Annotated in this window: 21 protein-coding genes; 9 read left to right on the plus strand and 12 right to left on the minus strand. The window is 62.2% G+C overall.

Going from position 1 to position 20,829, the window contains the following annotated elements; all coding sequences use genetic code 11:
- Window positions 1–5: 5 nt before the first annotated feature.
- The 5 genes from H351_RS04405 (at window position 6) to H351_RS04425 (ending at window position 3,588) form a co-directional block, all read left to right on the plus strand.
- A complete protein-coding gene (locus H351_RS04405) occupies window positions 6–476 on the plus strand; it encodes a DUF2269 family protein (protein WP_029256647.1) in 471 nt (156 codons plus the stop codon).
- Between the two features lie 82 nt (window positions 477–558).
- Window positions 559–1,224 (plus strand): HEAT repeat domain-containing protein, encoded by a 666-nt coding sequence (locus H351_RS04410; protein ID WP_029256646.1) that lies wholly within the window; start codon window positions 559–561, stop codon window positions 1,222–1,224.
- Window positions 1,225–1,237: 13 nt separating this feature from the next.
- Complete coding sequence (locus tag H351_RS04415; RefSeq protein WP_029256645.1) at window positions 1,238–2,272, plus strand: MerR family transcriptional regulator; 1,035 nt, start codon at window positions 1,238–1,240, stop codon at window positions 2,270–2,272.
- 194 nt (window positions 2,273–2,466) lie between these two features.
- Window positions 2,467–2,961 carry a hypothetical protein gene (locus H351_RS04420; RefSeq protein ID WP_029256644.1) on the plus strand — a complete coding sequence of 165 codons (495 nt, stop codon included), beginning with the start codon at window positions 2,467–2,469 and terminating at the stop codon, window positions 2,959–2,961.
- A 132-nt stretch (window positions 2,962–3,093) separates the two neighbouring features.
- The gene (locus H351_RS04425) at window positions 3,094–3,588 is read left to right on the plus strand and encodes a DinB family protein (RefSeq protein WP_029256643.1); all 495 of its coding nucleotides are present in this window, start codon (window positions 3,094–3,096) and stop codon (window positions 3,586–3,588) included.
- A 33-nt stretch (window positions 3,589–3,621) separates the two neighbouring features.
- Here H351_RS04425 and H351_RS04430 read toward each other — a convergent pair whose 3' ends face one another.
- The 4 genes from H351_RS04430 to H351_RS04445 all read right to left on the minus strand — a co-directional run bounded on the left by H351_RS04430 (window position 3,622) and on the right by H351_RS04445 (window position 7,107).
- Window positions 3,622–4,083 (minus strand): DUF6389 family protein, encoded by a 462-nt coding sequence (locus H351_RS04430; protein ID WP_029256642.1) that lies wholly within the window; start codon window positions 4,081–4,083, stop codon window positions 3,622–3,624.
- A 230-nt stretch (window positions 4,084–4,313) separates the two neighbouring features.
- The gene (gene dmpG, locus H351_RS04435) at window positions 4,314–5,342 is read right to left on the minus strand and encodes a 4-hydroxy-2-oxovalerate aldolase (RefSeq protein WP_020909650.1); all 1,029 of its coding nucleotides are present in this window, start codon (window positions 5,340–5,342) and stop codon (window positions 4,314–4,316) included.
- Complete coding sequence (locus H351_RS04440) at window positions 5,339–6,283, minus strand: acetaldehyde dehydrogenase (acetylating) (RefSeq protein WP_020909649.1); 945 nt, start codon at window positions 6,281–6,283, stop codon at window positions 5,339–5,341. Before H351_RS04440 ends, dmpG begins: the two co-directional genes overlap by 4 nt.
- Window positions 6,280–7,107 (minus strand): 2-keto-4-pentenoate hydratase, encoded by an 828-nt coding sequence (locus H351_RS04445; protein WP_029256641.1) that lies wholly within the window; start codon window positions 7,105–7,107, stop codon window positions 6,280–6,282. Before H351_RS04445 ends, H351_RS04440 begins: the two co-directional genes overlap by 4 nt.
- A gap of 69 nt (window positions 7,108–7,176) precedes the next feature.
- On the opposite strand from H351_RS04445, the gene H351_RS04450 reads away from it, so the two are divergent.
- Entirely contained in the window at window positions 7,177–7,938 is a 762-nt protein-coding gene (locus H351_RS04450; RefSeq protein WP_020909647.1) for an IclR family transcriptional regulator, read from the plus strand.
- Here the strand turns inward: H351_RS04450 and helR are convergent.
- Window positions 7,900–10,122, minus strand: a complete 2,223-nt coding sequence (gene helR / locus H351_RS04455) for an RNA polymerase recycling motor ATPase HelR (protein ID WP_029256640.1) — start codon at window positions 10,120–10,122, stop codon at window positions 7,900–7,902. The genes H351_RS04450 and helR overlap by 39 nt on opposite strands.
- A 271-nt stretch (window positions 10,123–10,393) precedes the next feature.
- Here helR and H351_RS04460 point away from each other — a divergent pair, with 271 nt between their 5' ends.
- On the plus strand, window positions 10,394–10,858 hold the full coding sequence (locus H351_RS04460) for a hypothetical protein (RefSeq protein WP_244891436.1): 465 nt from the start codon (window positions 10,394–10,396) through the stop codon (window positions 10,856–10,858).
- Window positions 10,859–10,871: 13 nt separating this feature from the next.
- Here H351_RS04460 and H351_RS04465 read toward each other — a convergent pair whose 3' ends face one another.
- The 7 genes from H351_RS04465 to H351_RS04495 form a co-directional block, all read right to left on the minus strand.
- Window positions 10,872–11,789: a carbohydrate ABC transporter permease gene (locus tag H351_RS04465; RefSeq protein WP_029256638.1), complete on the minus strand. Its 918-nt coding sequence runs from the start codon at window positions 11,787–11,789 to the stop codon at window positions 10,872–10,874.
- Window positions 11,790–11,797: 8 nt separating this feature from the next.
- On the minus strand, window positions 11,798–12,748 hold the full coding sequence (locus H351_RS04470; protein WP_029256637.1) for a carbohydrate ABC transporter permease: 951 nt from the start codon (window positions 12,746–12,748) through the stop codon (window positions 11,798–11,800).
- Window positions 12,749–12,757: 9 nt separating this feature from the next.
- Window positions 12,758–13,651 (minus strand): phosphodiesterase, encoded by an 894-nt coding sequence (locus H351_RS04475; protein ID WP_029256636.1) that lies wholly within the window; start codon window positions 13,649–13,651, stop codon window positions 12,758–12,760.
- 22 nt (window positions 13,652–13,673) lie between these two features.
- Entirely contained in the window at window positions 13,674–14,426 is a 753-nt protein-coding gene (locus H351_RS04480) for a tyrosine-protein phosphatase (protein ID WP_029256635.1), read from the minus strand.
- 51 nt (window positions 14,427–14,477) lie between these two features.
- On the minus strand, window positions 14,478–15,836 hold the full coding sequence (locus H351_RS04485; RefSeq protein WP_029256634.1) for an extracellular solute-binding protein: 1,359 nt from the start codon (window positions 15,834–15,836) through the stop codon (window positions 14,478–14,480).
- A 49-nt stretch (window positions 15,837–15,885) separates the two neighbouring features.
- Window positions 15,886–17,016 carry an ABC transporter ATP-binding protein gene (locus H351_RS04490; protein ID WP_029256633.1) on the minus strand — a complete coding sequence of 377 codons (1,131 nt, stop codon included), beginning with the start codon at window positions 17,014–17,016 and terminating at the stop codon, window positions 15,886–15,888.
- A gap of 163 nt (window positions 17,017–17,179) precedes the next feature.
- The gene (locus H351_RS04495) at window positions 17,180–18,058 is read right to left on the minus strand and encodes a MurR/RpiR family transcriptional regulator (RefSeq protein ID WP_029256632.1); all 879 of its coding nucleotides are present in this window, start codon (window positions 18,056–18,058) and stop codon (window positions 17,180–17,182) included.
- 180 nt (window positions 18,059–18,238) lie between these two features.
- Here H351_RS04495 and mbp1 point away from each other — a divergent pair, with 180 nt between their 5' ends.
- Window positions 18,239–18,475, plus strand: coding sequence for a microaggregate-binding protein 1 (gene mbp1, locus H351_RS04500; RefSeq protein ID WP_029256631.1), 237 nt, complete (start codon window positions 18,239–18,241; stop codon window positions 18,473–18,475).
- Window positions 18,476–18,618: 143 nt separating this feature from the next.
- Entirely contained in the window at window positions 18,619–20,787 is a 2,169-nt protein-coding gene (locus H351_RS04505) for a catalase (RefSeq protein WP_029256630.1), read from the plus strand.
- Window positions 20,788–20,829: the final 42 nt, after the last annotated feature.

The following is a 20,829-nucleotide window of genomic DNA, read 5'->3' on the forward strand; positions in this document are numbered from 1 at the left end:
ATCCCATGACCGGAATCCTGCTGTCCCTCCATGTGATTGCGGCCATTCTTGCCATCGGCCCTGTCGCTGTGGCAGCGAGTATGTTCCCGGTGGCGAGCCGCGCCGCGCTCGCCGATCCGGACAGCGCCAGTGTTGCGACGACGGGCATGCTGCATCGCATCGTTCGGGTGTACGCCACGATCGGCGTTGTCGTTCCGATGCTCGGTATCGCCACCGCCGTCAATCTCGGAGTGCTCGGTGACCTGTGGATCCTCACCTCGATCGCACTCACCGTCGTGGCCGCCGTGATACTCACCGTGGTCGTGCTTCCCGCCCAACGGCAGACAATGGCGGCGATCGAAGGAACCGGGTCCGTTGTGGACGTCGCAACGCGGCTCACCCGTCGACTGGGCACCGCGACGGGAATCTTCAATCTGCTCTGGGTCGTTGTCGTCGTGCTGATGATCTTTCGGCCAGGATCGACAACCGGCGTGTGATCCGAGGCGACATTTCACGTGTCGGAGGCAGTGACGCTTGACCTTGACACAGTGACAAGGGTTTCACTGGTCGGTGAAGGAGGTGGTTGTCGTGAACACAACCAACCACGGTGGGCAGAATGCCCACCTCGTCGACGCCGTGGCCGCAGCCGATCCCTCGGTTCGACTGCGCGCCGCGCTTGCGGTCGGCACACGCCCGGATCCTCAGTTGACGGATGCCCTGATCCATCGGTGCGCCGTCGAGCCGGACTTCTTCGTCCGCGACATGCTGACCTGGGCGTTGTGCCGCTTGCCGGCCGAAATCACGGTGCCGAGGCTGATCCGTGAGCTCGGGTCTGATGGCTCGCAAGCCCGCAGTCAGGCGCTCCACACTTTGTCCAAGATCGGCGATCCGATCGCGTGGCCCGAGGTCTCCGCGCTCGTCCACGACCAGGACGACGAGGTTGCGCGCAGTGCGTGGCGCGCGGCTGTGGCTCTCGTGCCGGCGGGAGACGAGGGCGCACTCGCGGCCGATCTGGCCACAGAACTCGGTCGGGGTGAACTGCAGATGCAGCTCAGTCTGAGCCGCGCCCTGACCGGGCTCGGCGAGGCTGTGCTCCCGGTGCTCGACGCGGCCGGTACGAGCCCGATTCCGCGTGTCCGAGCGCATGCTGATGCTACAAAGCAACTCTGGCACGATCCCGACGGTGGATTCGCTCTCTCACACGAGTTGGCGAAGCGCGTCGCGGCAATCGGACCGGACGCGTAGGAAGGGGAGACGGATGTTGATCGGCGAGGTCTCGCGGCGTTGTGGTGTCAGCACACGGATGCTGCGTCACTACGACACTTTGGGGCTGGTGAAGCCGACGGGCCGCACGTCCGGTGGCTACCGCGAGTACTCCGCTGACGACATCCGTCGCCTCTTCCACGTCGAGAGCCTGAGGACGTTGGGGCTCTCGTTGAACGAGGCCAAGCGTGCACTCGACGAATCAGACTTTGCACCGGCCGATTTGGTGGGTGAACTCATGCAACACACTCGGCAACGGATCGCGGCGGAGGAGGAATTGCTGACCAAACTCGAAAGGGTCGACGCCACCGCCCCTTCGGAGTGGGACGACGTCCTGCGCATGGTCTCGCTGTTGCGTGCACTCGAATCCGAGTTCGCCGCCCACCGCCAGCAAGCGATTCTGTCGCAGGACGCAAATGCGGCATTGCCGGTCGACGCACTCGTCGAGGCCATCCTGTCGGAGAGGGATGCCAACGTGGCGGGAGCATTGCAGTGGGCGTTGGCGAGGACCGAAGGTGCAGGCCTTGCAGGTCTGACGAAGGGGCTCGAATCGGAGGACGTCGAGGTTCGACGCCGCGCGACGTCGGCCATATCCGGGATCAACACCGAGGAAGCAACTCGGTCTCTGAAGCGAGCTCTCGATGATTCGGACGCGATAGTCCGCGCTGACGCCGCTCTCGCCCTCGGATCTCGCGGAGAGGCTGTCTCGATGCCCGCTCTCCTCGAGATGGTCGCCGACGGGCGCCGCGACGTCGAGGCAGGCGAGGTGCTCGGTCTTCTCGCGGAGCACTCACCTACAAGCGGTGAGGTCGTCGATGCCGTGCAGGCAAGACTGGACGGCACTGACGACGCCCCGACGAGGTTGCGAATTACGCAGGCGCTCGCCGAGATTCCTGGCGCTGCAGCACGCGAAGCGCTCGCCCGGATCACCCACGACGACGACAAGACGGTCGCGTCCACGGCAGCAGCGATTCTCGAGATGCGCGATCGAGGACCACGTCGGCGCGAACGACCGCGTATCGGGGACTGACAACGGCGCAGCTAGTGCGGATCACCCACGCAGAAAAGGTTTCCCACCGGATCCGCGAGAACGTCCCAGGATGATCCACCTGCCTTATGGTGCTCGAGATCGAAGTCGAGATGAAGTGTATTCCCCACGCGCGCTGCAGAATCGGTCCGACCACCACGTGGCAAGCGATGGTGATCAACGGATAGGGTTCTTACGTGGTGGATCAACGGCGACAGAGTTTGAGACGCAGGTACCTGAGCCTCGGCCTCGGCGAACTGGCTGCCGCGGCCGTATTTGCCGCTGTGGCGGTCGGTGTCGTGATGCCCCGGCTCGAAGGTTCGCAAGACTCCGCGGCGTTGTGGTCGGCGCTGGCCCCACTGCTTGTGATCCTCGTGCAAGCAGGTGTTTATTGGCTGCTTGCGCGGGGCTGGGTCGAGTTGGAGTCGATGCCGGCCCGCCTCGCAGCGCTTTACCGCGTGTTTCGGGTTCTCGATGTTCTCTTGTTGGCGATAGCTCTTCTCGGCGTTGTCATCTGGTTACCAGATCACTCCGGCGCGGCGGTGGGCGTCGTGGCGGTGTGGGCTTTCGGCGTCGTCGAGTACGTCAATTACTTCGTGGCTCGTCTCGCCTATCCGCTGCGGCGGTGGCCTTTCGAGGTCGGCAAGTGGCGGAGACCCCAACTTGTGCGCGACCTGAACTCGGCACGCTGACACCGGCAACCAAGTTGTCTTTGCTGTAACGGCAAAATTTGATGCGGGATCGGAGTGAGTTCGGAAGGATCGGTTCTGCCCATCCAGGAATGAAGCCTCTTCATCGTTCTTCGCCGAGGAAGGAGAACCGCCATGGCAACGTCGCGTCGCAGCCGCCGAGATGCCCCACCACCCCGGACAGGGAATAGCGAGGCAGCCACACTACGAGCGTTTCTCGACTACCTCCGTGATTCGATTGCCGCCAAGGTCGAGGGTGCTCCGGAACCGCAGGTGCGCACCACAATTGTTCCGTCGGGAACAACCTTGCTCGGGCTGGCCAATCATCTGACCTTTGTCGAACGGTCGATGTTCCTTGCAGAAAACGTGACGGATTGGAAAGCGACGTTTCAACCGTCATCGGAAGACAGCGTGGACGGTGTCGTCAGTCGCTATCGCGAGACGGTCGAGCGCGCCAACGCAGTTCTCGACGGATGCACAGATCTTGCTGCGGCCATCCCGCGACCGGGGGCGAAACGACCCGCTCCCAGTGTCCGCTGGGCGCTCGTGCACATGATCGAAGAGACCGGACGCCATGCCGGGCACGCTGACATCCTCCGCGAATTGATCGACGGTTCGACCGGACGCTGACGCTGCAACGTGTTCGCCGATGCTTCCGCGCTTTCATCGAGGCGAATGTCCACGGCTGATCTCTGGGCCCACGAGTACACCGTCGACAGTTCCGTCGGGAGTCGTTACTTCCCAAGGTAGTTCGGTGGCGGTCGAGGGAATGAGCCCGTCGATCCATTTGGCCACGACACCGACGACCACTTTCTCGAGTTCCACACGTGACCACTTTCGCGGTCGATGCGGAACCGGCGGTTCCCAGCCCTCCTCGCCCCAGATCACGCCGAATAGCTCTCTCTCGTCACCGATCTGCTGATTCAGACTGAATGCGTCGGGACCCTCGTATCGTGCCCAGACGCCGAATGTTCCCTCGCCGTCTTGGTCGAGCGAGACGTCGATGACGATCCCTTCGGTGCGCGGGGTTGCCGCGTTGTGGATCGCAGCCAGTCGATCGCTCACTACCCCCGACGCGGTATCGAGGACAGATCTCAATTCGTCACGGTATTCGGTAGGTTCCACGAGCTCAGCATATCGAAGGTATCACCCTGCAGGTCTTGCATCGATGAAGCTGGTTTCCTGAATTCGTCTGTAGCGGAGAAGTTTCTACCCTGAGCGACAGAGATGTCGTGCGACGAACTTTGCCAGCTTTTCGAGTGCCGTGTCGGTGGGCTCTCTCGGCTGAAATGGCAAGTCCCGCCCCCGTCCGGAGACGGGAGCGGGACTCGGGTATCAGCGAACTCGGCAGCGCGTCAGACAGCTTCCTTTGTTGCCTGCGCTGCAAGGGTGAGTGCAATGTCGACGATCATGTCTTCCTGGCCACCCACCAGACGGCGGCGGCCGGCTTCGAGAAGCAGTGTGCGAACGTCGATTCCGTAGCGCTCCGAAGCGGCCTCGGCGTGGCGCAGGAAGCTCGAGTACACGCCGGCATAGCCGAGCGTGAGGGTCTCTCGATCGACGCGGACCGGCCGATCCTGCAGCGGACGGACGATGTCGTCGGCGGCATCCTGTAAGGCGAACAGGTCGCAGCCGTGCTCCCACTCCTCGATGTTCGCGACGGCGATGAAGGCTTCGAGGGGGCAGTTACCGGCGCCGGCACCGTGACCGGCAAGCGAAGCATCGACGCGGGTGACGCCGTTCTGCACTGCGACAACGGAATTGGCAACCGAGAGCGACAGGTTCTCATGCGCGTGGATACCGATTTCGGTGCCCTCGTCGAGGATGTCGCGGTATGCGCGAACACGATCCGCGACGTCGTTCATCACCAGACGTCCACCCGAGTCGGTGACGTAGACGCAGTGCGCGCCGTAGGACTCCATCAGCTTGGCCTGCTTCGCCAGTTCTTCGGCCGGCGCCATGTGGCTCATCATCAGGAAGCCCGAGACGTCCATGCCGATCTCGCGGGCGGTTTCGATGTGCTGCGCGGAGACGTCGGCCTCGGTGCAGTGCGTGGCAACGCGAACCGAGCGAACACCGAGGTCGTAAGCGTGCTTGAGTTCACTGATCGTGCCGACACCCGGAAGCAGCAGCGTGGTGAGACGAGCGTGCTCGAGTACCTCGGCCGCTGCTTCGATCCATTCCCAGTCGGTGTTCGAGCCGGGGCCGTAGTTGAGCGAGCCGCCGGCGAGGCCGTCGCCGTGTGCAACTTCGATCGCGTCGACGCCGGCAGCATCGAGAGCTGTGACGATCCGCTTGACGTCGGTGGGTGAAATGCGGTGGCGGACAGCGTGCATGCCGTCGCGAAGGGTGACGTCCTGGACGAAGATCTTGCGGTTGCTCACTTGGTTGCTTCCTTCTGCTGGGCGATGCGCTCCGCGATCTGCATTCCGGCGGACGTCATGATGTCGAGATTGCCGGCGTACGCAGGCAGGTAGTGTGCAGCACCCTCGACCTCGAGGAACACCGACACCTGATGGGTGGGGCGATTGCCGTCGACGAGCAACGTCTCGACGGGCTGGTCGGCCGGGATCTCGGTGATCTGGACTTCCTGCTTGAGGCGGTAGCCCGGAACATAGGCGGAGACGTCGCCGACCATCTTCTCGATGGACTGACGGATCTCCTCGTGAACAGCCGGGTCCGGGGCGTCGACGAGGCAGAACACCGTGTCGCGCATGATGAGCGGCGGCTCAGCGGGGTTGAGGATGATGATGGCCTTGCCGCGGCGGGCGCCGCCGACAGCAACGATCGCCTCGGATGTGGTCTCGGTGAACTCGTCGATGTTGGCGCGCGTTCCGGGACCTGCAGACTTCGAGGCGATGGACGCGACGATCTCCGCATACGCCACCGGGACGACCCGAGAAACAGCCGCAACCATCGGGATCGTGGCCTGGCCACCACACGTCACCATGTTGACGTTGGGTGCGTCCAGGTGCTCGTCTGCGTTGACGGCCGGCACGACGTACGGGCCGATGGCGGCAGGCGTCAGGTCGATCATGCGCTTGCCGAGGGGAGCCAGCCGCGCGTTGTTGGCGACGTGAGCCTTTGCCGAGGTGGCGTCGAAGACGATCTCGATCTCGTCGAAGTTCGGCAGACCGATCAAACCCTCGACACCTTCAGCCGTGATCGGCACGTTCAGACGCGCTGCGCGGGCGAGGCCGTCCGACGCCGGGTCGATGCCGACCATCGCGCCCATCTCCAGGTAGTCGGAGTTGCGCAGCACCTTGATCATCAGATCCGTGCCGATGTTGCCCGATCCGATGATCGCGACCTTGACCTTGCTCATGCGTTGTCCTCTTCGCTGGAAAAACTGGTGGTGACGGAACCGAACCCGGAGACGGTCACGGTGACTTCGTTGCCTGCGGTGACCGGTGCCATGGGGCCGAGTGCGCCGGACAGGATCACCTGGCCTGCAGTCAGCGGCTGCCCCAACTCGCGTGCCGTGCGGGCGAGCCAGACGACTGCTTCGATCGGATCGCCCAGGCAAGCGGTTCCGACGCCGGTGGACACCTCGGTGCCGTCGACGGACATCGACATGACGACGCCGGCGGGTTCCACCTCGTCGAGGGTGCGACGTTCGGTTCCCAGGACGTACACGCCCGAGGACGCATTGTCGGCGACGGTGTCACCGAATTTGATGTCCCACGACGCGATGCGGCTGTCACAGATCTCGATCGCTGCGACGGAGTAGTCGATCGCCTCGCGCACCTGCGCACTGTCCAGCGGTCCGTCCACGAGGTCGGCACCGAGCACGAAGGCAACTTCCGCTTCGACCTTGGGCTGGATCAAACGACTCATGGGGATGGTGCCGCCGGCGGGGAACTCCATGTCGGCGTACAGAACGCCGAGGTCGGGTTGGTCGACGCCCAGCTGTTGCTGGACTGCCACCGAGGTCAGGCCGATCTTGCGGCCTACGACGACGGCACCCGCCTGCCGACGGATTTCATCGACGCGGCGCTGGACAGCGTAGGCAGCGACGAGGTCGTCGGCGCCGATCAGATCGCGCACCGGTGCGCAGGGAGTACCGCTCGCGATGGCGGCTGCGAGGCGGTCAGCAGCAGCTGAGATGTCCGTCTCGCTCGCTGTACTGGTATTCGTGGGCTGGCTCATGGCCATTACTTTCGCCGTGGCGCCGAGATTGCGCCAGGGAACTGTCTCACTCAGCGATACGCTGGGCAGGTGACTGGCGGCGCAAACCTCGACACCGTGCTCGGCAAGGCGGTGACGATCCTGCGTGCCTTCCGGGCTGACGACCACGTGTTGCCTCTCGCCACCCTGGTCCAACGGACCGGACTGCACAAGGCAACGGTGCACCGCCTGGCCAACGAACTGGTCGCGAACCGTTTACTCGACCGAATCGACGGTGGCTACCGGCTCAGCGGCGGCCTCTTCGAACTCGGCATGCTCGCCTCCCTCGAACGCAGCCTCCTGGAAATGGCGATGCCTTTCCTCCAAGACTTGTACGAGCGGACCCACGAGACAGTCCACCTGGGGGTCCGCGACGGCCACGACGTCGTATACGTCGCGAAAATCGGCGGACACCGGCAAGCCAACTCGCCGTCCCGGACCGGTGGCCGGATACCGCTGTATTGCACCGCAATCGGCAAGGCACTCCTGGCATTCTCCGACAACGAATTTCGTCGCGAGGTGCTGTCGGAACCGATGACCAGACGCACCCCGCACACGATCGTTGCGCCCGGCATTCTCAATACCCAACTGAACCGAGTGGTCGAGACCGGTATTGCGTTCGAGCGCGAGGAATCAGCGCCGGGTCTCGCGTGCGTTGCGGCGCCGGTATTCGGGACCAACGACAAACCCGTCGCCGCCATCAGTGTCACCGGTCCCACCAGTCGCTTCGTTCCCGAGAGCCAAGTGCCTTACGTTCGCGCCGCTGCCGAAGGCCTACACAGCACCATCGCTCGCCGCGAACGACTGCGGTGATCCGGCCGTCCCGGCCTGGACGAGCCCGGTCAATGCCTGCGGCAAAGGCCCCTCGTGTAAGACGCCGAGACGTTGGGTTGCGCGGGTGAGGGCGACATAGAGTTCCGACGCGCCGCGTGGGCCGTCGGCGATGATTCGCTCCGGTTCCACGACGAGCACGGCATCGAACTCCAGCCCCTTCGTTTCTGAAACAGGCACAGCGCCCGGCACGTCCGCAGGTCCGATGACGATGCTCGTACCTTCGCGCCCGGCCTCGTCCTGATTGAATTCGTCGATGGCGGAGGCTAGTTCGTCGGCGAATATTTGTCTGGACCACGGCGCGATCCCGCAGGCGCGGACGGACTCGGGTGGCTGCACGTCCGGCGCGAACTCGGCGAGCAGGGCGGCGGCGACGCTCATGATCTCGGCAGGGGTGCGGTAGTTCACCGACAGGGATCGGTAGATCCAGCGGCCGGGGACGTACGGCTCCATCATCGTCGCCCACGAGCGGGCACCTGCGGGTGAACGTCGTTGCGCGAGATCGCCTACCACCGTGAAAGACCGGTCTGGGCAACGGCGCATCAGGACTCGCCAGTCCATCTCGGACAGCTCTTGGGCCTCGTCGACCACTATATGCCGGTACGTCCAGTCTCGGTCAGCGGCAGCACGTTCGGCGAGTTCCCGGGTATCGCGTTCGACGAAACGATCCGCCAGGTCCTCGGCGTACAGCATGTCCTGGGCGAGAAGGTGATCCTCGTCGTCCATCAGATCCTCGCGGCTGATCATCATGTCCAGCACGCCCGCTGCATACGCGGCTTCGTCGCGGCGTTCACGTTCGGCACTCTGGTCGACGGGCTTGTCCCGGCCGAGCATGTCCACCAACTCGTCGAGTAACGGAACGTCCGAGACAGTCCAGGCGTCACCGTCCTGGCGAAGCAGATTCTCGTCCGCGCCTGCCGCGCGTAGTCGCGCTGGAGAAGTAAACAGCTGTGTCAGTAGCTCTTTCGGAGTCAGGATCGGCCAGAGCGTGTCGAGCGCCGCGGTAAATGCGCTGTTTTCCACCAGCTCTGCGGTCAGGTCCGTCCGCACTTGCTCCCAGGCTTCACGGTCACTGCGTGTCAACCACCCCTTGCCGATCCGCGCTATCGCCCGTTCGGTCAGCGCCCAGGTGAGGATTTCGGTGAACACAGTGCGTGCGTCGTTGTGGGGGAGTCCGCTCGAACGGGCTTCTTCTCGGGCCCACTCCGCGGTTTCGGCGTCGATCCGCACCGTGACGTCCGCCAATTCGATCAACAGTGGGTTCTCGGGCAATCGCTGATGATCGGCAATCGCTGCGCCGAGAACGTCCAGGATCTTCAGCGAACCTTTGAGCCCAGCGGCCTCCGGAGTGTCCTCGGAGGTGACGCGTAGACCGGGAACGAGATCACCGGTGGTCATGAACACCACGTCGGACTCTCCCAGCGAGGGCAGTACGCGGCCGATGTGGTTCAGGAACGCCGGGTTCGGCCCGACCACGAGAACGCCGTGACGTTCCATCCGCTCTCGCTGGGTGTAGAGCAGGTAGGCGACGCGGTGCAAGGCGACGACGGTTTTCCCGGTACCTGGGCCACCTTCGATCACCAGCACCCCGGGGTGTTCGAGTCGGACGATGTCGTCCTGTTCGGCCTGGATGGTTGCCACGATGTCCCGCATTCCCTCGCCGCGGGGTGCGTTGACTGCCGCGAGTAGGGCGGAATCGCTGTGCGTGTCGTGTTCTACGCCGTCGGGGCGCCCGAGTACCTCGTCGGTGAAATCGACCACGCGCCGACTCCGGGTGCGGAACTGACGGCGTCGACGCATGTTCTCCGGGTTGGCAGCGGTGGCAACGTAGAACGCGCGAGACGCCGGCGCCCGCCAATCGAGCAGCACCGGTTCGTAGTCGTTGTCCGCATCGAGAAGGCCGATCCGGCCGATGTAGGAGGTCTCGCCCGAAAGCGAGTCCAACCGGCCGAAACAAAGTCCGTTGTCGGCTACGTCCAGCCTTTTCACCTCTTTGGCAAGCGCGCGCACCTCGGCGTCGCGTTCCATGAGTGCTTCGCCGTTTCCGCGCAGAGCGGTGTTGTACCTGCCTTGGACTCGGGCGCGCTCCGCATCGAGGCGTGCGTAGAGCCCCTCCACATAGTTCCGCTCGGAACGCAGTTCTTCTTCGTATCCCTGGGTTGGCACGTGCCCTCACTTCCGCTGGCTGTTCCGATCCCGTAGTCGGTCGTGCGGGATCGGAAGAGCCATTCTGCGGCACTACCCGGGCCTTGCCGCAAGGCCCCCAGTGGGATATATATTGATAGTGGAAGGGAGTGTTGATCCTCCCTCACAGTTCCTGTAACAGATCCCCCAGACTGACGTACGGCTCCCAGCCTGGTCGATGTTTGGACCCTGAACGCCACGGGTACAAATCTAGTGGCCGGTGTTCCAAAATCGGTTGCCCTCATGAACTTACGTGGATCGAGGGATTGTGAAGGCGATACTGGCAACGGCCGCAAGCATCCTTCTGGTGGTTGCCTTGGCCGTTGCCATCTTGCTTTTCCTTTCCGGATCTCCGCGCGAAAGCACCTCACACGAGCTTGCCGATACGGTGCACACGATCGGCGGAAAGCCGACCACCTGCAGCGAGTTGTTCGGCGAAACGTGCAGCTTCGCTTTGCAGTCGGACTACAACCAGTGGGGACAAGACCTCGACAGTTTCGTCAATGCGGGAACTCTCGGTCCCTTCGCCCGCAGCATCGGCTTCGTGGCGGAGGCAAAGCTGAGCTTGCAAGCATGCGAGGTCAGCGCCGCAGCTGGTCGGACGATTCTCGATTTCTACACTCTCGCCGAGATCGACCACCCCACGGCAACCACCACCGATCTCTTCCCCTTCTGGAACGAGTCCCGCCAATTCCTGTGCCCGGTAAACAGTTTCTGAGAACGGTTGATCGCTACTTGAGCCCGGACTGAACAAACGCGTCGCGCACGTAGCGCTGAAGGAATAGATAGATCAGGAAGATCGGCAGGCACGCGAGTCCGGACGCCGCCATGATGGCACCCCAGTTGTTCCCCTCGGCACCGAGGAAGCTACGGATTCCGATCTGCAGCACGGAATTCGACTGACGCATGATCAGCGCGGGCCAAAGGTACTCGTTCCAGGCCGAGATGAACAGCATGATGCCGAGCGCTGCGAGAGCGGGCTTCATGTTGGGCAGCACAACCTTCCACAGCGTTGCCCACGAGTTCTGGCCGTCGATCTGGCTGGCGTCCAGCAACTCCCGTGGGAATGCCTCCATGTGCTGACGCATCAGCAAGACTCCGAAAGCCGAGCACAAGTTCGGGATCACGATGCCTGCAACGGTGTTGAGCAAGCCCATCTGGGAAATGAGAAGGTAGTTGGGGATCATCGTGACCTGAAACGGAACCAACCACGACCCGACGAAGAGCAGAAACAACGCTTGTTTGCCGAAGAAGTTCCACCGCGCGAACCCGTAGGCGGCGAGGATGGCGACGAACAGTTGGCTGACCGACATGGCTAACGCCATGGTGAAGGTGTTCACCATCATCGACGCCATCGGGATCGTGTTCCACACGTAGCGGAAGTTCTCGAGGCTGAAGGGCGAGGGGAGGGGGCTCGCCGACAGAGAATCGTCAGGGCGACGAAAGGCCGTGGCGAACAGCCAGTAGATCGGGAAAATGCTGAACACGGTCACGGCCGCGAGGACAACATGTCCGAGCACTCGCCGTGTTCGAGATCGGGACCGGACGGGTCCGTCATTGTTCTTGCTCCGGGTGTCGAGGTGTTCCACCGCCGAAGTCGCACCGGAACCATGCGTATGGCTGGGTGCATCGACCAGAACAAATGCCATGTCAGTTCCTAATTGTCGTAGAAGCTCAGTCGGTCCGACAGGCGGACGAAGATGACGGCGATGATTCCGAAGCCGACGAAGAAGAGAGTGCCTGCGGCAGCTGAAAGTCCGGCATCGAAGTTCTGGAAACCGAACTGGTACAACAGGTAATAGATGTTCGTGGACGCACCGCTCGGCCCACCCTGGGTGAGAATGTCGATCACAGGGTACGCCCACTGCGCACCCAGCAGAATCGTCATGAGGGCGAGGAAGACCAGTGTCGGGGACAGCAATGGCAGTGTTATCTTTCGGGTGATCGTCGCCTCGGATGCACCGTCGAGCGATGCTGCCGAAGCGTAGTCCGGATTGATGCCGGCCAGCCCAGCCGAGATGACCAGGACTCCGAACCCGAGCATTTGCCAGCCGACGATCACGACCACACCGAGGAGCGCGAACTTCGGATCACGAAAGATGTTGCCCATCTCTATTCCCCACGTCGCGGCCACCCGTGGGATGGCGCCGCCGTCGGGGTTGAAGAGCCAGCGCCACACGGCACTGCCGGCGATCGGCGTCACGAGAAAGGGCACAAAGATGAGAGCTTGATAGATGGTCTTGGAACGTCCGGAGATCCGCTTGGACACCATTGCGATGACGATGGGCAGCAACAGCGAGAACAGCATGAAAGCGAGTGTGTAGACCACGGTGTTCCGTAGTGCCTGGTGCAGCTCGGGCAATGAGAGCACCCGAGTGTAATTGTCCAGCCCTACAGCTACTTTGGGAGTAGTTAGTACCATGTTCCACTTGTAGAAGGAAAGATTGACAGTCTCGCCGAGCGGTTTGTAGATCCAGACGATCAACAGCACCACTGCAGGCAACAGGTACAGGTACGGCACCAAGGTTCGGGGCATCCACCCGGAACGGGCCGGGCGCGCCGCTACGGCACGCTCCGGCCCGCCGGTACTTGGAACTTCGACAAACATATTCGAGACTCAATTCACCAGTGCAGTAGCGGAATTGGAAGCATCGCTGGCGGGGACCAGTTTGGCTATAGCCTCTGCGAGGTACTCGGCGCTCATTTCGTACACAGTGGCAGACTCCTCGACCGGAACTACCGTGTGCAGAACGCGATCTCGGAAGACATGGACCATGTTGAACGCCTGAGCGCCGTCGCGGCCGCGCATGCTGCCCTTGTCCGTGAGAAGGTCCTGTGTGTAGCAGGTGGCAGAGGCAACCGAGACGGGAATTCCGGCGAACGTGCAGGTGGTCGAGTAGTGCAGATGGCCACCGAGAATGCCGCGGACATCCGTTCCCTCGAGCACCGTGGCAAGTTTGCTCTGTTCCTTGAGTTCCACCAAAGTGAGCACGTCCAGAACCGACGGGACTGGCGGATGGTGCAGTGCCAGAAGAGTGCCGTGTGGAGCCGGTACGGCAAGGACCTCTTTGAGCCAAGCGAGCTGTTCGTCGGTGATCAGGCCGTGATGGCTTCCGGGAACAGTGCTGTCCAACACGATGATCCGGAGGCCGTTCACGTCGACCACGGAGTCGACGGACTCCTGCGTCGGAGCGGAATCCAGCAGCCCGCTTCTGAACGCCGGGCGTGCGTCGTGATTTCCCATGACCCAAATCACCTTTGCGCCAAGCCGTTCAGCCGCCGGCTCGACGATTCGGCGCAGTCGGACGTACGCCTCGGGCTCTCCCACGTCGGCCAGATCGCCGGTGAAGACAATAGCCTCGGGGCGCTGGCCGGCCCGCTCCAGTCGCTCGAAGATGCGTGCCAAGTTGGCATCGCTGTCCACGGAATCGTGGAGAAGATCTCCGTCGGTGACAAAGTGCGTGTCGCTGAGGTGCAGGATGTAGTGATCGGGTTCGCCGTACTGGGACATGAAATTCTCCTTCAAGTGTGTGTCAGTTGACCAGTGCAAGATGTAGGCGGTCGAGTTCTTCGGAGCTCAATCCGTGGGCAAGAAGGTATTCGGAGGCACTTCCGTACGAGTCGTCGATGGATTGCAGGCTTGCCCGCATGAGCGCAGCCGGGCTTGCTCCGACGAGCTGGGCGAGGTTCTCCCCGTCGCCGATGCCGTATTCGCGCATCTTGACGGCCATGGCCGATGCCCACTCGCCGGCCAACATGACCTCGGAGAGCGAATAGTCTGCGACGATGTCGCGGTAGTCAACGCCGACCGCTGCAAGAGCGAGAGCAACGACGAGGCCGGTACGGTCTTTGCCTGCCGTGCAGTGCACGAGTACTGCGCTGTCGTCGGACTCCGCGATGGCGCGCACCGCGCGAACCAGCCGGACTCCGCATTGGTCGATGACCTTCGCGTAGATCGCTGCGAGGTCCAAACTTGTCTCTCGAGAGTTTATTTCGCTCTCGAAGATGGGAAGGTGGAATTGCTGGAGGTCCAGCCCTCCGAGAGCGTTCGGTGCTGTGTCCAACTCTTCCTGTTCGCGCAGGTCGATGACGAAGGCCAGCCCGCGCGCTCGGAGAATCTCGCGGTCAGCTTGATCGAGTCGATGAAGAGCGTCCGCACGAAAGAGCTTGTTCCACTTGGTGCTGAGGCCGTCGCGGGTAGCGTATCCGCCCACGTCGCGAAAGTTGTAGGTACCGTTCAGATCGAGCCGACGATTGGCCCGCTGAACCGGAAGAGCTGTAGTCATAGTTTGTTCCCGATTCGGAAGTGATGTTCGCTGGAATTGGAATGGACCGTGTCAGCCGATCAAGTCCTGAGCCCGTTGCTGCGCGGCTTGCATGGTCGACTTCGGGTCCTTGCCGTAGAACACGGATTCCTCGATGGCTTGCGCGAGAATGTCGTCGACCTGGACATAGCTGTTACCGGGGTACGACTGCCACGGCTGAAGCGAGTCGAGTTGCTTGAGGTTGGGCGCCAGTAGCGGATTGCTGTCGGCCCATGGCTTGAGTGCAGCGGGATCCTGTGTCAGCGAAGAGCGGAGAGGCAGGTATCCGATCTTGGTGGAGATCTGTGTGTATGCGTGATCGCTGGTCATGAATTTGATCAGTTCCCAAGCAGCGCGAGCCTTTGCCGGGTCTTGCGAGAAGACGGAGAGGACCGAACCTGAGTTGGTGGGAACCGCTGCCTGCCCGTCGAAGGCAGGTAGCGCGGTAGCGCGCAGATCCCAACCAGCCTTGGCCGCAGAACTGACAAACATGCCTTGCAGCGCAGACGTGTTGAGATCGATCGCGATGTCGCCCTTTGCGAAGGCTTCGTACTGTGTTGCCGAATCAGCGTTCACCAAGACTCCGTCCTCGTAGAGTCCACGAAGCATGGTGACTGCCGAGACCGAGGCAGGCTCGCCGAATTCGATGGTCTTGCGATCTTCGGACAGCACACCCCCACCGGCCGATTTGAAGAGTGCCTGCATGCACCAGCTGCCACCCTTGACCGAACAGCTCACTCCCAGCGACGGCTTTCCTGTCTTGGCGGTCACTGCCTTGGCGGCAGCGGCAACCTTGTCCCAGGTGGAGAGATCGGTGTCTGCCGGGAGCCCGGCCTCGGTCAGCGCGGTGGAGTTGTAGAACAATGTCGGGGTGGAGAACACATACGGAACGCCGTAGGTTTCCCCATTCCAGTCGCCGAGTGTTGCAGCTCTGGAGTGGAAGGGATGGTCGCCGCCGAAGTTTTCCTGGACTGCGTCCTTGCCGACCAGTTCGTCGAGATTTCTTGCTTTCAGTGCGGTGACGGCGAAATCAAGTGTGTCGAAGGTCAATTGAGCGACATCGGGTGGCGAACCGGCGAGCATCTGTGTTTGCACGCTGCTCGCGGTGCCGGAACCGGCCGCACCACCGCTCTGCGGCGGCTGAGCTTTGACGTGAATGTTCGGGTGGGCGGCCTCGAAGTCGGAGATGAGACCGGTGATGGTGTCTGTCCACAAACCTGCCTGGGCAAGGTTGTAGGACTCGAAGACGATGTCGACCTGCTGATTCGGGTCGAGTTCCGGTACCTGTACTGCGGAATCGGAGCCGCCGGTGGTGGCACCTCCCGTGGCGCATCCGGCAAGGGCGAGGGATGCCGCCAAAGCTGTGGCGATCTTCCATCGTGTTTTGCGCATGACAATTCTCCTGGTGGTGAAATGCAGTGTCAGAGGACGAGTTGAAGGTTCAGCTGAGAACGGATGAGTCGAGATCCAATGTTGCTGGTATGTCCAGCCATTCGAGTCTTCGTCCGCTGGATCGGTCGAAGAGATGAAGATGACGCAGTTCGGCGGACAGCACCGCGGGTTGACCCTCGTGAAGTGCGATCGGTCGCGGAGCGCGCACGCAGATCGTGGTCGACCCGACCATGCAGTAGGCCACCTGCTCGCTTCCGAGATTCTCGACAGAAGTGACGTCGACGGTGATACGCGCACCGGTCTCGGAATCTGCGCCCGGATGTAACGGTGTGAGGTGTTCGGGACGAATGCCGAGCACGACGTCGCGGGAATCGGACTCCCCTGGCCAAAGTGAGGCTTCGATTCCTTCTGCCGACACCCTCACTCGCCCGCCAATCGAGAATGCCCTCGCATCAACAAGATTCATGGCGGGACTGCCCAGGAATCCTGCGACGAACACCGATGCCGGACGATCGTAGACATCCTCAGGGGTGCCGAGTTGCTCGAGTCTGCCGTGGTTGAGCAGTGCGATACGCGTCGCCATTGTCATCGCCTCGACCTGGTCGTGGGTGACGTAGACGAAGGTGGCGCCCAATCGTCGGTGGAGGTCGGTGAGCTCACGACGGGTGGCCGTTCTGAGCTTCGCGTCGAGATTCGACAGAGGTTCGTCCATCAAGAACGCCTTGGGATTTCGAACGATCGCGCGTCCCACTGCCACTCGCTGGCGCTGGCCACCCGACAATTCCTTCGGCTTGCGTTCCAGCAGATGTGCGATCTCGAGCTGCTGTGCTACCTCCTCGACACGCGCTACTGCGGAGGCTTTGTCGATCTTCTTCACCTTCAGGGGGAATCCGAGGTTCTTGGCCACGGAGAGGTGTGGGTAGAGCGCATAGTTCTGGAACACCATGGCGACGTCGCGTCGACGCGCGGGAGCGGTGGTGATGTCTTCGTCGTCGAGCAATATCCGGCCGCTGGTCGGTTCCAGCAGGCCGGCGAGCATTCTCAGCAGTGTCGTCTTGCCGCAGCCGCTGGGGCCGAGGAGGACCAGGAAATCGCCGTCACGAACATCGATGTCGATGTTGTCGACTGCGGTGACATCTGCGAACTTCCGACTCAGATTCTCTATTCGAATCCTGCCCATTGGCTTCTCCCGATGAAATGACGTTACCCAATCGCATCGAATTGGGGATTTTCGTTACATCGGAAGTTAGCCAGTCGAAGATGAACGGTGATCGAACGCCGTCGTAAATGTCCGTAATTCTCAGGGCAACTATTCGGGCCGGAACGTATGGAAGATCCGAATTTCAGCTAGTGGAAACGTGATTGAGGATTCCGATCACATGCTCGAGAGTCTGGGCGGCAGCTTCCGCCGACCCGCCGCGTCGTTCACTGACGGCGATCTGCAGGCCGATCAGAAAGGTCAGCTGGATGACGGTCGCCGAAGCTCCGTGCGCGCCCCACGGCCCGGTTCCGCCACCGAGAACCAGGCCCATGTCGGCCAGTTCCACCAGTGGGGACCGTGCGTATCCGGTCACGCCGATGACGATAGCGCCGGCTTCTTTCGCGGCGTGGGCGGGCTGGAGGGTCAACGAGTTGAGTCCACTGTCACTGATCGCGAGACAGACGTCTCGCGAGGTGAGGTGGCGAGCTGTCAGTTGCTGCATCACCGCATCGGTGGGTGCTTCCGCGGTCCGTCCGTTCAGGATGAACCGAACAGCCACTGCAGATGCAGATGGCCCGGATACCCCGTTTCCCACGACGAGCACGCGGTCGGCGTCGGCGATGGCCTCTACCGCCTGGTCGAAAGCCTCGCGATCCAGTGGTGTGAGTGCTCCGCCGAGATCGGCAGCCACTTCGCCGAATACCGCTTGCATCAGCCCGATGCTGTCCTTGGTGTGCGAAGCATCCTGCACGCGGGATTCGGATGCGCCGAGGTCTCTGAGCAGGAGCATGCGCAGATGCTGAAAGCCCTTGAATCCGAGATTCTGACACGCTCGAATAACCGTTGCTGTCGACGTAGACGCGTGCTCGGCCACATCTGCCGCCGACCACCAGGCGAACTCTTTGGGCCGGGCTATGCAGATGTCGGCGACGCGTCGCTCGCTCGGGGCCAGGTTGGGCGCAAGCGCGCGAATCGTGGACAGCGTTCCGCCCACGGGGGGATCGGTCTGTAACTGGCTCATGTGCACTGAATAACACACGAGAGTGAACGGCACTCCCCTCGGCGGTCGCTACCCGTACGCGTTGTGGCGTGTCGGTGCACGGATGTTTATGCGAATTTCGACGGGGTAGGGCCTTCTGTGTGGGAGTCCTGCCTGTGTGGGAACCCTGAGCGAGAATCCGAAACGTATTGGAGGGTCAACGTGCCAGATGACAAGAGCGGTCCCAGCGAGGGAATCAAAGGCGTAGTAGAGGACGTCAAGGGTAAGGCCAAGGAAGCCGTTGGTGCGGTTTCCGGAAACGACAGTTTGACCCGAGAGGGCCGCGCCCAGCAGGACAAGGCCGAAAGCCAGCGAGAAGCCGCGAAGAAAGAGGCGGAAGCCGAGAAGGCTCGCGCCGAAGCGGCCGCAGACGAAGCGCGACAGAAGTCCGAGCAATAGCCCTGACGCACTCGTCACCCTCGGCCTGGGATTGATCCCAGCCCGAGGGTGAGTCGTGGCTCCGCGTTCAGTTTGAAATCTCTACTTACTTAGGGCGTAACAAGATTCGTGCGCCCAGCATGACGATCAAGAGGAGCTGTTCGATGCCTTCATCTCAGTCCGTCCCAGGTGCACCGGCCCCGAAAGCGCCGGACCTGAAAGAACCGGTCAAGCCTCGACAGCCGTTGCCGCCCAAGGACGACCAGCGGCAGCCGGAGGTGCGTACCGTCGCGGGTGCCGAAGAGAAGGTGAAGGGAAATGGACGTGGCCAGCGGGGGGAGTACCTCACCACCGCCACCGGTACACGGCTTTACGAGACCGACCACTCACTGACCGCAGGCGAGCGGGGCCCGACTCTTCTGCAGGATCACCATCTGCGCGAGAAGATCACACACTTCGATCACGAGCGAATTCCGGAGCGTGTCGTCCACGCCCGCGGGGCGGCCGCGCACGGCACGTTCCTGGCGAATGGCGCAGCCGAAAACATCTGTAAAGCCTCGTTGTTCGCTTCAGGTGCCAGAACCCCGGTATTCGTACGCTTCTCGACAGTTCTGGGTTCACGCGGTTCGGCGGATACCGTCCGAGACACACGCGGCTTCGCCACCAAGTTCTACACCGACGAAGGTGTATTCGATTTGGTGGGCAACAACATCCCGGTGTTCTTCATCCAGGACGGAATCAAGTTCCCGGACATCATCCATGCCGCGAAACCCCACCCGGACCGGGAGATTCCGCAGGCGCAGAGCGCGCACGACACGTTCTGGGATTTCGTGTCGCTGCACACCGAAGCCACCGCGCACACATTGTGGAACATGTCCGATCGAGGCATCCCGCGCTCCTATCGCATGATGGAGGGCTTCGGCATTCACACGTTCAGGCTCGTGAATGCCGACGGCGAGACGAATCTGGTGAAATTCCACTGGAAGCCGGCCGCCGGAGTGCATTCACTCGTGTGGGAGGAAGCGCAGATCGCCGGCGGTGTGGATCCGGATTTCCATCGACGCGATCTTGCCGACGCCATCGAGGCGGGCGCATATCCGTCCTGGGATCTGGGCGTGCAGGTGTTCCCTGATACCGAAGACGAAATGTTCGAAGGCATAGATCTATTGGATCCCACCAAGATCGTGCCCGAAGAACTCGCGCCGGTTCAGGTCATCGGAACGATGACACTCGACGCCAATCCGACGAACTTTTTCGCCGAGACCGAGCAGGTCGCATTCCACCCGGGCCACTTGGTTCCGGGCGTCGACATCACCAACGATCGTCTCCTGCAGGCGCGTTTGTTCTCGTACCTCGACACCCAGATCACGCGACTCGGTGGCCCCAACTTCGACCAGATTCCGATCAACCGTCCTCACGCGCCTGTCAACGACATGCTTCGCGACGGCTTCCATCAGGACGGCGTGCATACCGGAGTCGCTCCGTACCATCCCAATTCGTTGGACGGTGGGTGCCCGTTCATGGCCTCGGCGGACAGCGCGGCCTATATCGAGGTGCCTGAGGAAGTTTCAGGGCGAAAGGGGAGGCAGGCGCCGGCATCGTTCGACGATCACTTCTCGCAAGCTCGACTCTTCTACCGCAGTCTCTCCCCAGTCGAACAGGAGCACGTTGCGCAGGCGTATACCTTCGAATTGGGCAAGTGCTACGAGGAGAACATCAAGACCCGGAATCTGGGAATCTTGGCGAACATCGACGCGGGTCTCGTGTCGATTGTCGCAGGGGGGCTCGGCCTTCCGGTTCCCGAACCGACGGAGCCGTTGAGTGATCCGGAGCTCAGCCCTGCACTGTCCCAGGTTGGCGCGGAATGGCCCGTCGACGGAAGGATCATCGCGCTACTGGTCGACGAGAACTCCGATCTCGACACCGTGGTCGCCATTCGAGACAAGATCTTCGACGCCGGCATGGTGCCGCTGATCCTCGGCCCGCACGGCGGAACCATCGGGGACGGTGACGACGCGGTGACGGTGCAGCGAACGTACCTCACGGCTCGTTCGATCGAATTCGATGCAATCCTGCTGAGCGGCGACGTTTCTCGGATCGGCGAGGGCAAGTTGGATCCACGGGTGGAGACTCTGCTGAACGAAATGTATCGTCACAGCAAGGCAATTGGTGGTTGGGGTGAGAGCATGAGTGCGCTGGCTGCCGCCGGTATCGACGAGTCTGCATTGGGAGTCGTCGTCGATGCTGACGCGGAAGGAGCCCTCGCCTCACTCGCTCAGCTTCTGAAGACGCACCGCGTGTGGGGGCGTTTCGAGGTGCCGCCCACATCCTGAGTGCCGGCGTACGTTCGAACTTGCGGTGTGGCCGAACTGCCA

Origin of the sequence: Rhodococcus erythropolis R138 (assembly GCF_000696675.2) — a bacterium.
Lineage (GTDB): Bacteria > Actinomycetota > Actinomycetes > Mycobacteriales > Mycobacteriaceae > Rhodococcus_F > Rhodococcus_F erythropolis.